The sequence below is a fragment of the Chitinophaga niabensis genome, from assembly GCF_900129465.1.
In the GTDB taxonomy this organism is placed as follows: Bacteria; Bacteroidota; Bacteroidia; order Chitinophagales; family Chitinophagaceae; genus Chitinophaga; species Chitinophaga niabensis.
In genome coordinates, this window is sequence record NZ_FSRA01000002.1 from 315325 (window position 1) to 326908 (window position 11584).

Genomic DNA, 11584 nt, shown 5'->3' on the forward strand with positions numbered 1-11584 from the left:
AAAGAGCAATCAATGAGTGCATCGATAAATGTAAGGGCTTTTATGGCGCCGGATGATCCGGAAGCATGCATGCGGTTCTATGAGGGCCACAGCAAGCTGTTACAGATCTACTTCGGGATCAATAAGATCACTTCCGGAAATGTAGACTGGATCTCCCATAAGAACACCGTGGTGGTGATCGTGGAAGATGATACCGGTACAAAAACCTATGGTGGCGCAAGGGTACAGATGGCAGACGGTGTATTACCGCTGCCTATTGAACTTGCTATAGGTAAATATGATCCAAAGATCTATTCGGATGTAAAGATCGGCAGCGCAGAGATCTGTGGCCTGTGGAATTCAAAGGAAGTGGCGGGGATGGGCATCGGAAGCCTCATCCTGAGCAGGGTTTGTGTGGCACTCATGACGCAGTTACCCGTTGACAATGTACACGTACTCTGTGCCCCCATTACAACCCGTGGGGCCAAACGTGTTGGTGCCGTGATCGATACCTCCCTCGGAAATGAGGGTGTTTTCTATTACCCTAAAGACGACCTGGTAGCTACTGCCATGATTATCAGAGATGTGCATGAAGTGTCCAGCGCAGACCAAAGCGAAAGAGACCTTATTTTTAACCTGAGAAAAAACCCTAACCAGATACGGGTAGAAACCGGCCCCAAAGGATCGTTTGAAGTAAATTATCAGCTCGGGCTCCCGCAATGGGTATAAACTATTATGTTTGCTGCGCAAAGCGCAGTAACTTAATATTCAATTTCGTATTCCAATGCCTATACGTTTTTTCGTTTTAGTATTCCTTGGCCTGCTCTGGAGCCAATATTCCAAAGCAGGTGAACCCGTCGTATTTAAAGATAGCTCCAAACTCATGCAAATAGGAGCGTCATTGGAACTCTATAGTGACAGTAGCAGCAAGCTTACCATAAACGATATCGTTAAACAGCATTTCCGGCCTTCCGGCCAGGAAGTTCCTAACCTCCAGATCTCCGCTTTCACCAACTGGGCAAAGTTTTCCATCAAAAACGAAACAGATGTACACCGGCTTTTGCTGGAAGTGGAATATCCTACCATTGATGAGATCACCTTATACGAAGTGCTGCCGGGTGGCGGATACAAAAAAGTAGCGCTGGGGCAGCTTAAACCGTTTAAAGAACGGCCATACAATCATCAGAACTATATCTTCCCGCTGGACATCCCCAAAGGTGAAACCCGCGAATTCTACTTTGAAGTAAGGGCCGGAGAACAGGCACAGTTACCTGTTTACCTGGGTGTGGAAACTACCATGAACTTCAAGAACACAGAACGGAACTTCATATTCGGCCTTTACATCGGCATCATTCTCGTAATGGCCCTGTACAATCTCTTTATCTATATCACCATCCGCGATACCAGCTACCTGTATTACGTGGGTTACATCATCTGCGTAGGGCTTACTCAGGCATCGCAACAGGGGTACACTTTCCGGTTCCTCTGGCCCAACAATACCTGGTTTGCCACACACGATACATTACTGATACCCATTTTCAATGGTATCACGGCCGCTATATTCATTCAGTCTTTCTTACATACACGCGAGAAATATAAAACAGGGCATACCATCCTCAACGCCGTAGTGGTGGCATACCTGCTCTGCCTGATCCCTACTTTCATGGACCAGTATTTCATAGCCAACATGATGTCCCAGATGACAGCCATGTTTGCTTCCCTACTGGCCATTTTTGTAGGTATCAAAGTAAGCATCAAAGGATTCATTCCTGCCCGCTACTTCCTGGTGGCATGGGGTATTTTCCTCACCAGTGTAGTGGTGTTTGTGATGCGGAACTTTAATGTGCTGCCTTATAACGACTTTACTTACTATGCCCTGCAGGTAGGTTCTGCGGCGGAAGTACCCCTGCTGTCTTTCGCACTGGCCAATAAGATCAATATCTACCGGAAAGAGAAAGAAGAGTCGCAGGCCATGGCCCTGCTGGTATCCCAGGAAAATGAGCAACTCGTGCGCGAGCAGAACATTATACTGGAAGCCAAAGTGCAGGAAAGAACTGAAGAGCTGCAAACCAGTAATAAAGAGTTGAACAAAGTACTCACCAATCTCAAAGAAGCGCAAACGCAACTGGTGGAATCGGAGAAAATGGCCTCGCTGGGTCAGCTCACCGCGGGTATTGCGCATGAGATCAATAACCCTATTAACTTCGTTACCTCTAATATCAAACCCCTGAAGCTGGATTTCGAAGACCTCAAAGGCCTCCTGAAAAAGTACGAAGAACTGGGGCCAAATGGGAATATAGAAGAGCAGTTAAAAGAGATAGACCGCTACAAGCAGCAGATAGATATCGAATACGTACACACGGAAATAGATTCCCTGATCAAAGGAATTGAAGATGGCGCCAACCGCACGGCAGAGATCGTAAAAGGCCTCAGAACATTCAGCCGCCTGGATGAAAGCGATCTTAAATCCGTTGATATTCACGAAGGTATTAATTCCACGCTGGTGCTCCTCCGTAATACCATGCCCAAGAATGTGACCATCATACAGGACTTTGGGGAATTACCCAAGATTGAATGTTATGCCGGTAAACTGAACCAGGTTTTCCTCAATATCATCAACAACGCATTGAATGCCATTAAGATGAAGCCGGTGCAGGGAGATGAAAAGCTCACCATTACCACCCGCCTGATGGAAAATAAACAGGTGAGCATAGGGATCAGGGATACCGGCATCGGTATGACGGACAAGGTAAAAGAGCGGATCTTTGAGCCTTTCTTTACAACGAAAGATGTAGGCGAAGGAACCGGATTAGGTTTATCCATCGTATTTAGTATAATCGAGAAACATCATGGTAAGATACTGGTAGAATCCACTCCGGGTATAGGAACGGAATTTATTATATATTTACCTCAAAATGTGCCAAGTACTCAGAGTTATATGTCCTAACTAATAGACCCTCAATGAAAAATAACCGAATCAGGATACTGTACATCGATGATGAGGTACATAACTTAAATGCCTTCCGCGCCAACTTCCGCAGGAGCTATGAGATCTATACTGCCAATTCAGCCGCAGAAGGTATGCAGGTACTGAAAGGCATAGAAGTACACATCATCATAGCGGATCAGAAGATGCCTACCACTACAGGGGTAGAATTCTTCAACGAGATCAAAGACCTTTTACCCGACCCCATCCGCATTCTGCTCACAGGTTACACCGATGTGGAAGATATTATCGATGCCATTAACAAAGGGCATATCTTCTCCTACATCAAGAAACCCTGGGATGAACATGAACTGTTCAAAACCATAAACAACGCTTACGAGATCTACTCCGCCAGGAAACAGCTCAAAGAAAAAGTGGCAGAGCTGGAGAAAACAAATGATGAACTGAACCGCTTCATTTACTCCACCTCCCATGATCTCAGGGCACCGCTGATGAGCGTTCAGGGCATTATCAACCTCAGCCGGCTGGACCAGAGCCTGACAGATCCCCAGGGTTATATGAATATGATAGAGGTATGTATTACCCGGCTGGACAGTTTCATACAAAAGATCATTGAATATTACCGTAATTCCCGGCTGGACCTGGAATACGAGAAAATAGATTTTGAAGCCCTCATTAACGACTGTATTGATACTTTCAAACACCAGAACACCACCATCAGTTTCAAGGTAAAGATCGATCAGCATGTGCCGTTCAAGGGGGATTTCTTCAGAATAAGTGTAATACTGAACAATCTTATCTCAAATGCCGTTAAGTATCAGAAACCGGAAGAAGCATATCCCCAGGTGAATCTGAACGTAGTAGTAGAACCCCATAAGGCCACCATCCGGATAGAAGATAACGGAATAGGCATCCTGAGTGAGCATCTGAGCAATATCTTCAAAATGTTCTTCCGTTCAAAGAATAACAATAAACCCGGAAGCGGCATTGGCTTATACATTGTAAAGGAAGCTTTAAGCAAGATCGGTGGAACTATCAGTGTAGATTCCCGTTACGGTGAGGGCACACAATTTGAAATTTCTATCCCAAACAGAAATGAATTCGATTCCTGATCTTCGCGTCATACTGATAGATGATAACGACATCGATCTGCTACTGCATGAACGGCTGATATCCATACAGCAGATCAGCAGAACGATCCTTGCTTTCAGTAATGCCAATAAAGCGCTGGAGTTCCTTTCCAGCAATATCACCTTACCGCACATCCCCCCTACCGTTATCCTGCTGGACATTCAGATGCCGGAAATGGACGGGTTTGAATTCCTGCGGTCCTTTGATTCCTACCCTCAGAAGATCAAGAACCAGGTGTACATCATCATGGTTTCCTCTTCACTGGATTTTGGTGATATTTCCCGCACCAATGCCAATCCGCTGGTGGTAAGATTATTAAAGAAACCCCTGCAGCCAAAGGAGTTGAAAGAAGTGATAGAGAACATCTTTAAAGAACAATAAAAAAAGGCCTCCTCATAAAAATGAAGAAGCCTTTTCAGTTTTAATCCTTAAACCCTTATCTGTTAAAATCGTTGATCCCGTAGTAATAAACATTTCCACTACCGGGGTAAGTACCTTCGATCTGAAAATTTCCATTTTGTTTTGCGAGCGCCGCTTTCAGTTCGTCCAGGTTCTTTACCGGAATCCCACCTATTTTGGTGATCACAAATCCTTCCTTCATATTCGTTTGCGCATCTAATACGCCATCGCTAATATCCGTTACCTGCAATCCGCCGGCAATACCCAGTTTCCTAGCTTGTTCCGGGGAAAGAGGTTTAAGTTCAGCACCAAGGGACTCAACAGCTGCAGCCATCTGACTGGCCATAGCACCCATCTTTCCTTTCAGTGTAACATTCAGCACATTTTCCTTTCCACCTCTTAACACGGTCAGGCTCACCTTATCACCTGGTTTCTGACGGGCAATCTGTTCAGACAATTGTGCGCCTGAAGTAACTACCACATCATTCACTTTCGTGATCGCATCTCCTTTCTTCACACCGGCAGCCGCTGCTGCACCACTCGGATCAGTATCCACTACAAACACACCATTCAGGTTATCGGGGATGCCTAATTCTTTCTTCTGTGCATCTTCCAGGTTCTCAGGCGCCATGCTGATACCAAGGTATCCGCGTTGTACGGAGCCAAATTTCATAATATCGCCGATCACCTTTTTCATGAGGTTGGAAGGGATAGAATACGCATACCCTGCATAGGAACCTGTAGGAGAAGCAATCGCGGCGTTAATACCTACGAGTTCGCCATTTGTATTCACCAATGCACCACCACTACTACCGGGGTTCACTGCAGCATCTGTTTGCAGGAAAGCTTCTACCGGGGCAGAGCCTTGCCTGTTGATACCAATGTTGCGGGATTTGGCACTGATAATACCTTGTGTAACGGTTACATCCAGGTTCAGCGGGTAACCGATGGCCAGTACCCATTGCCCTAATTTAGTTTCGTCTGAATTACCCAAAGGCATTACAGGCAAACCTTTTGCGTCGATCTTCACCAATGCCAGGTCTGTATTAGGGTCTGTACCAATTACTTTTGCGGAGTAGTTCTTACGGTCGTTCAGGGTTACGGTCACTTCTGATGCGCCGTCCACCACGTGGTTATTGGTAACAATGTACCCATCCTCACTGATGATCACACCTGAACCGGAAGCTTTCTGGTCCGGACGGCGGAATTGGCGGGAACCGCCTTCATCGCCAAAGAAACGTTGAAAAATATCGTCGTCCATGCCGAAGGGATTATCTCCCCGCTGGCCACGTTGTTGTATGCTGGCCTGTTTGAACTTAACGACGGTTCTGATATGTACCACAGAAGGAACTGCCGTACCTGCTGCTCTTTCAAAATCTACCGGTTGTGCTGCGTTTGCGGAAGAACCGGTATAAGAAGTTTGAACAAGGGGCTTGGGATCATCCTGTAAGATACTGTTGTAAGGCTTGTTGGTGGTAGCACTGATAGCGTACCCTCCTGCAACCCCTGCCGCAATTAATGCTATGGCGGCAAATGTGAATTTCTTATTCATAGTATCCAGTTTTTAATTGATACCGTAAAATTCACGGGGCATTCTGAATACATTCTGAATAAAAGGGAAGGCCGGGCGGGTTTTAACGTTTCATTATAACATGGAAAGCATGAAGGGGATGCTCATAGGTATAACTGATCTCAAACTGGTACAGGTCGCAGATCTTTTTCACAATCTCCAGCCCAAGCCCCATGCTCTCTGCATCCGCACTGTTCTTGGAGAAGCGCTGGAAAAGCCGGTTCGCATTAAGGGCATACAGCTGGCCGGTATTCTGTACGGTAAATACACCGGCTGAGAGTTTTACAATGATCTGGCCTCCTTTCAGATTATGCCGGATGGCATTCACCAGCAGGTTACTGAGCAATACTTCCATCAATGTGGGATTAGCTGCAATATGCAGATCTTCCTCCCAATGCTGCTCCAGTATTAATTCCTTTTGCTGCATTTGTTGCTGGTATTGGTCCAGCAGGTGAAGTGCCATTTTTTTGATGGACACTTCTTCCGTTTCGGGGAACTGGCCGTTCTGGATACGGGTGAGCAGGATGAGGCCTTTGTTCAGCCTGGCCATCCGCTGGCTTGCTGAAGCCATGTCCGTTATAAGCATAGCCTGCTCTTCCGTGAGCGGGGTGGTTTGCATCAGCAGTTCCAGTTTCCCCTGGAAGATGGCCAGCGGTGTGCGCATTTCATGAGAAGCATTCTCTGCAAACTCTTTCTGCGCCACATAAGATTTTCTGCTGCGTTCCGCGAGCTGTTCTACAGCGGTATTCAGTTCTTCAAATTCATTTACTTTGGAATGTGGCAATTGCAAAGGCTCCACCTGGTCCACTTTATACGCACGCAGTTTGCGCAGGGTATTATAGAATGGTTTCCAGACCTGCCGGGCCAGGCTCCTGTTGATCAGTAGCAAACCTGCCAGCAGTAAAGAAAGTAGCAGTACCTGCAGAATGATGATGCTGGTGATCAATGCCTGGTGATTAGCCAGGGAGGATTTGATCTGTAAACGATACGTTTCCTGGTTGATCACCAGGTAAGAAGTAAGCAGGCGGTAAGTGCCTTTATCCGATGTATAGAGGGAATCTTTTGCGCCGGGTTTACCAGACTTCTCCAGTGTAATGTCATTGTCCAGTAAAGGCTGTTTATTTTCCATTACCTGCAAACGCGGGATCAGCTGGGTTTTGGTGGCAATCAACCTTGCATCTACATTGGCGATCACAATGCGTTGTAATACAAAATAGAATACGGGTACCGCTACCAGCAGCAGTACCACGGAAAGCAGGAAATAATATTGTACGGTTTTATTGAGCAGTTTCATGGCACATCCATTTTATACCCCATACCATATACTGCTTTGATCTGATCCTGCCAGCCGGCCTGTAATAATTTCTTCTTCAGGTTCTTCATGTGGGCGTAGATGAAATCGTAATTATCAAACAGCCCTTCGCCGTCTCCTGACAAATGTTCCGCAATGGCGTGTTTGGAAATTACGCGGTTGCGGTTGGTAATAAGGTATAAAAGGAGATCGTATTCCTTGCGGGTAAGATCAACCGTTTGATCTTTTACCTTTACCGTCCTTGCCTGTGTATCCAGCACCAGCCCTCCTGCTTCCAGGGTATTACTTCCTGAAAAACGGCGGCGGCGGATCACTGCGGCGATCCTTGCGCTGAGCTCTGATAAATGAAATGGTTTGGTGAGGTAATCGTCTGCCCCCAGCTGAAGGCCTTTGATCCGGTCGTCGATGGAATCGCGCGCGGAGATAATGATCACCCCTTCTGTTTTATGGTCCCGCTTCAGGGCCTGCAATACCTGCAGCCCGTTTCCATCCGGCAGGGAGATATCCAGCAGGATGCAGTCATATTCAAATGTCTCTATCCTGTCCAGCGCAGTTTTACAATCTGCCGCTACCTCGCAGGTATAATTTTCCGCTGCGAGGTAGGTAGCAATGCTTTTACTCAGTGCCTGTTCGTCTTCAATAATTAGAATCTTCATACTTTCTTTCTGCACATTAATTTACAGAAATTTAGGGGAAGATCAGGCGGTCGACCGAAAAACGGCCACTGCCCGTGAAGAGTAAAGCGATGGCAAGGCCAATAATTAAGAGATGATATTCATATCCTTCGTGCCCTGCCGGCATAGTGCCAAACCAGTTCATGAAAAAGCCCATGGAGGCATGCACGTGCCAGATGATGCCGATGAACAAACCTATTACGGCTATTGCGGCAATACGGGTACCGGTGCCTGTTATCAGCATTAAGGCAGCAAAGAATTCTATGAGGATCACCAGCACAGCCACAAAAGCAGGCAGGCCTGCCTGTTGGGTAAGATGGTGCATTTCCCCGGAGAAGCCCGGCCCGCCAAACCAGCCGAACATTTTTTGTGCGCCGTGGGGGAAAAGAACAATACCTAATGTAAGCCGGATGATAAAACCTGTCCAGCAATTGTCTGTAGAAAAGATAGTTTGTAACATGTGTATCCTGGATTAGGATACAAAATTGCCGCAGCCACGCCTGCTAATCTGTGATATATATCACTGTTTATTTTTCACCCGGTTCAGTGTTTCTCGGGTAATGCCCAGGTAGGAAGCAATCTGTTGCTGTGGCACCCGTTGTTCAAAATGGCCGTAACGGCTATAAAAATCCGCATACCGTTCTTCTGCCGGTTTCTGCAAAAAGAGGATCCTGCGCTGCTGTGCTACAAACGCATGCTGCATAATGATCCTGAAGTATCTTTCCAGTTTGGGTATTTCCAGGAACAGTTCTTCCAAACGGTTCTTGTCTATCAACAGTACTTCTGAATCTTCCAGCGCATCGATATTGTAAACAGAAGGCGTGCCGGTTAACATGCTGTACCAGTCTCCTATCCACCAGTCTTCAAAAGCAAACTGCATAATGTGTTCCCTTCCTTCCTCATCAATTTCATACTGGCGCAAACTGCCTTTGATCACAAAATGATCGTACCGGCAAAGTTCTCCTTCCTGCAGGATGAATTCTTTCCTGCGTAAGGTTTTGTGTTGTAATGCTGCAGTAAAGTGTGCCTGCTCCTGCGGATCGAGGGTCACGTAGCGGGATATGTTTTCAAGGATAAGCGCGTACATAGGGCAAATATAAGCAAATAGCCCATGGAAGCGAATTCCACGGGCATTTCACAGATCAATCATATAGACTAATTATCCGAATTCAGGTTTGATGTTATCAAACCTCTTTTTTCATGCAATCGTTTAAAGGATTTAAAAAGATATATGATCAATGCAGCGAGCAGCATGGGGAAAAGCAGGTTCAGACCTCACCCGAAGCCGGCACCACGCAGCGTGGCGCCGGGAACGAATGAATGGTTGGGTGATTGATAATGGTTGGTGATGTGCAAATTTGGTGTCAGGCAAAAGCGGGTTCTGCGGCGCCAGATAATTTACCACCAAGTAATAGGTGACGCACACTTCTCCCGCTGCCCGACAAAAGCTTTATATAGTTGGTTCCATAATTGTAAAACGGATGATTACATGCTGCAATAACACCTGGTGTTAAAACTTGTGGGAGATGTTACCACAAAACGCATGGGTTTGAGATTTTTCATTTCAAATGCATTTAGTTCAATAAGATACAGGAGGCGTTGCAGCACCCTGGTTGTTTTGTGGTGGTAAATTATGTATCCTATTAGTCTACTAATTCTGTAGACAAATATACGGCATGTAATCAAATAACCAAATTTATCCCGTAAAAAATTTTTGTCTGCACAATAAGCCTGCTGGAAGGCACACCCTGTCCATTCGTCTCCGGGCGCAATAAATGGAGAAGAATTAAGTAGTTTTATTGCGATGTTGTCTACCAAACGGGTCAACCTGATCCTGCATTTCTTTCTGTGGGTACCCAGTATAGGGGTGCCGCTTTTCCTGTTACCACTTAAAGATGGAACGGGTAAACCGGAATTCTTTTCTCTCAGCAAGATGATATTTACCCTGGCACAGGTGGTGGTATTTTATATCATGGTGTATTACCTGTACCCCAGGTACTTTCTGAAGAAGAGGATCAAAGAATATCTCATCATCCTCACCAGCCTGTGTATTTTTATTGCTGTGGTGAGTGCAGTGGCGGTAGCACAGTTTGATGCGCACTACAATTCTATCCTGTGGGTAGGCATTACTATCAAGTTCCTGATCAGCATGGCCGTAATGGCCACGGGCACCTCCTATATGCTGATCATTCATTTTATCCAGGACCAGCGGCTGCAGCAGGAGAACCTGAAAACAGAACTGGTATTCCTGCGTTCACAGGTAAGCCCGCATTTTATGTTCAACACGCTGAACAGTATCGTATCGCTGGCCCGTAAAAAATCAGATAAGCTGGAACCCGCCTTGCTGGAACTCTCCAACTTAATGCATTACATGCTGTATGAATCGGATGAAGAGAAAGTATGCCTGCGGAAAGAGATCGATTATATCCAGAGTTATATAGACCTGCAGACCCTGCGTTTCGGACACCAGGTACGCATCACCTTCAGGGCTGTTAATCCGCCGGAAGAGCTCTCTATTGAACCGATGTTACTAATCCCTTTGATAGAGAATGCTTTTAAACACGGTATCGGTTTAATAGAAGATCCTGAGATCATCATAGACCTGGAAGTGCAGCAGGGTGAGCTTTCGCTTACCGTGTTGAACAAGTTCAATCCCCGAAGCGTTGAAACAAAAGATAAAACTTCGGGCATAGGGCTTACCAACCTGGAAAGGCGGTTGAAATTGCTCTATCCCAATAAACATGCGATCAGCGCCGTTAAGAACGATAATTACTTTAATGCATCTCTTAAAATCTATTTAAATGATCAGATGCCTGGCAGTTGATGATGAGCTCTTATCGCTGGACCTGCTGGAGGATAATATCCGGCGCATCCCTTTCCTGCAACTGGCAGGGCGGTGCAATAATGCCTATGAGGCCATGGAAGTGATGCAGCGGGAGCCTGTTGACCTGATCTTCCTGGACATCCAGATGGCAGGCCTTACAGGCACACAATTCCTGCAGGGCATGACCAACCGGCCCATGGTGATCTTTATTACAGCCTATAAGAAATATGCACTGGATGGTTTTGAACTGGATGTATTGGATTACCTCGTAAAACCTGTGCCCTTTGAACGTTTCCTGAAGGCAGTGAACAAAGCGGCAGAATATCATTCACTTAAAAAAGCACCCGTTGTAAATCATGCAGCGGATTACTTCTTTGTGAATGTGGAATATAACCTGGTGAAGGTTGCCATTAACGACATCAGTTATATTGAAGGATTAAAAGATTATATCAAGATCTATTTACACAATACCGCCAAACCCATCGTTACCCGGCTGATGATGAAAGCCATCTCTGAAAAGCTGCCGCCATCAAGGTTTATAAGGGTACATAAATCCTATATCATAGCACTGGATAAGATAACTGCTATCCGCAAGAACCGGATTTATATCAATGAACACATCATACCTATCAGCGATTCGCATCGCGATCATCTCTTTTCCATTATAGATCCCAGGAACCTGAAAGATTAACTCGTCTGCACATACCGTGTGGATGTCGCATTGTTGCCAGAGATGGCATACTTCGTT

At 45.9% G+C, this 11584-nt stretch carries 11 protein-coding genes; 6 read left to right on the top strand and 5 right to left on the bottom strand.

Going from position 1 to position 11584, the window contains the following annotated elements:
• Positions 1–12: 12 nt before the first annotated feature.
• The 4 genes from BUR42_RS18140 to BUR42_RS18155 are packed head-to-tail and all read left to right on the top strand — an operon-like array spanning position 13 to position 4438.
• Positions 13–708: a hypothetical protein gene (locus tag BUR42_RS18140; protein WP_074240849.1), complete on the top strand. Its 696-nt coding sequence runs from the start codon at positions 13–15 to the stop codon at positions 706–708.
• 55 nt (positions 709–763) lie between these two features.
• A complete protein-coding gene (locus BUR42_RS18145) occupies positions 764–2926 on the top strand; it encodes a sensor histidine kinase (protein WP_074240850.1) in 2163 nt (720 codons plus the stop codon).
• A gap of 14 nt (positions 2927–2940) precedes the next feature.
• Complete coding sequence (locus BUR42_RS18150) at positions 2941–4038, top strand: sensor histidine kinase (protein WP_074240851.1); 1098 nt, start codon at positions 2941–2943, stop codon at positions 4036–4038.
• Positions 4022–4438, top strand: coding sequence for a response regulator (locus BUR42_RS18155; RefSeq protein ID WP_074240852.1), 417 nt, complete (start codon positions 4022–4024; stop codon positions 4436–4438). Before BUR42_RS18150 ends, BUR42_RS18155 begins: the two co-directional genes overlap by 17 nt.
• 55 nt (positions 4439–4493) lie before the next feature.
• On the opposite strand, the gene BUR42_RS18160 is transcribed toward BUR42_RS18155, so the two are convergent.
• The 5 genes from BUR42_RS18160 to BUR42_RS18180 all read right to left on the bottom strand — a co-directional run bounded on the left by BUR42_RS18160 (position 4494) and on the right by BUR42_RS18180 (position 9099).
• The gene (locus BUR42_RS18160) at positions 4494–6008 is read right to left on the bottom strand and encodes a trypsin-like peptidase domain-containing protein (RefSeq protein WP_074240853.1); all 1515 of its coding nucleotides are present in this window, start codon (positions 6006–6008) and stop codon (positions 4494–4496) included.
• An 82-nt stretch (positions 6009–6090) separates the two neighbouring features.
• Positions 6091–7320, bottom strand: a complete 1230-nt coding sequence (locus BUR42_RS18165) for a sensor histidine kinase (RefSeq protein ID WP_074240854.1) — start codon at positions 7318–7320, stop codon at positions 6091–6093.
• On the bottom strand, positions 7317–7994 hold the full coding sequence (locus BUR42_RS18170) for a response regulator transcription factor (RefSeq protein WP_074240855.1): 678 nt from the start codon (positions 7992–7994) through the stop codon (positions 7317–7319). Before BUR42_RS18170 ends, BUR42_RS18165 begins: the two co-directional genes overlap by 4 nt.
• 31 nt (positions 7995–8025) lie before the next feature.
• Entirely contained in the window at positions 8026–8472 is a 447-nt protein-coding gene (locus BUR42_RS18175; RefSeq protein ID WP_074240856.1) for a DoxX family protein, read from the bottom strand.
• A 60-nt stretch (positions 8473–8532) separates the two neighbouring features.
• Positions 8533–9099 (bottom strand): Crp/Fnr family transcriptional regulator, encoded by a 567-nt coding sequence (locus BUR42_RS18180; RefSeq protein ID WP_074240857.1) that lies wholly within the window; start codon positions 9097–9099, stop codon positions 8533–8535.
• Positions 9100–9816: 717 nt separating this feature from the next.
• Between BUR42_RS18180 and BUR42_RS18185 the strand changes: the two genes are divergently transcribed.
• Both BUR42_RS18185 and BUR42_RS18190 read left to right on the top strand, forming a co-directional pair.
• Complete coding sequence (locus BUR42_RS18185; protein ID WP_074240858.1) at positions 9817–10836, top strand: sensor histidine kinase; 1020 nt, start codon at positions 9817–9819, stop codon at positions 10834–10836.
• Positions 10814–11527, top strand: a complete 714-nt coding sequence (locus tag BUR42_RS18190) for a LytR/AlgR family response regulator transcription factor (protein ID WP_074240859.1) — start codon at positions 10814–10816, stop codon at positions 11525–11527. Before BUR42_RS18185 ends, BUR42_RS18190 begins: the two co-directional genes overlap by 23 nt.
• Positions 11528–11584 lie beyond the last annotated feature (57 nt).

Bases quoted from the DNA above. Each gene is read 5' to 3' on its own strand.
- BUR42_RS18140 (WP_074240849.1), top strand. From the start codon at position 13: ATGAGTGCATCGATAAATGTAAGGGCTTTTATGGCGCCGGATGATCCG.
- BUR42_RS18175 (WP_074240856.1), bottom strand. From the start codon at position 8,472: ATGTTACAAACTATCTTTTCTACAGACAATTGCTGGACAGGTTTTATC.
- BUR42_RS18150 (WP_074240851.1), top strand. From the start codon at position 2,941: ATGAAAAATAACCGAATCAGGATACTGTACATCGATGATGAGGTACAT.
- BUR42_RS18160 (WP_074240853.1), bottom strand. From the start codon at position 6,008: ATGAATAAGAAATTCACATTTGCCGCCATAGCATTAATTGCGGCAGGG.
- BUR42_RS18165 (WP_074240854.1), bottom strand. From the start codon at position 7,320: ATGAAACTGCTCAATAAAACCGTACAATATTATTTCCTGCTTTCCGTG.
- BUR42_RS18190 (WP_074240859.1), top strand. From the start codon at position 10,814: ATGATCAGATGCCTGGCAGTTGATGATGAGCTCTTATCGCTGGACCTG.
- BUR42_RS18145 (WP_074240850.1), top strand. From the start codon at position 764: ATGCCTATACGTTTTTTCGTTTTAGTATTCCTTGGCCTGCTCTGGAGC.
- BUR42_RS18185 (WP_074240858.1), top strand. From the start codon at position 9,817: ATGTTGTCTACCAAACGGGTCAACCTGATCCTGCATTTCTTTCTGTGG.
- BUR42_RS18155 (WP_074240852.1), top strand. From the start codon at position 4,022: ATGAATTCGATTCCTGATCTTCGCGTCATACTGATAGATGATAACGAC.
- BUR42_RS18170 (WP_074240855.1), bottom strand. From the start codon at position 7,994: ATGAAGATTCTAATTATTGAAGACGAACAGGCACTGAGTAAAAGCATT.
- BUR42_RS18180 (WP_074240857.1), bottom strand. From the start codon at position 9,099: ATGTACGCGCTTATCCTTGAAAACATATCCCGCTACGTGACCCTCGAT.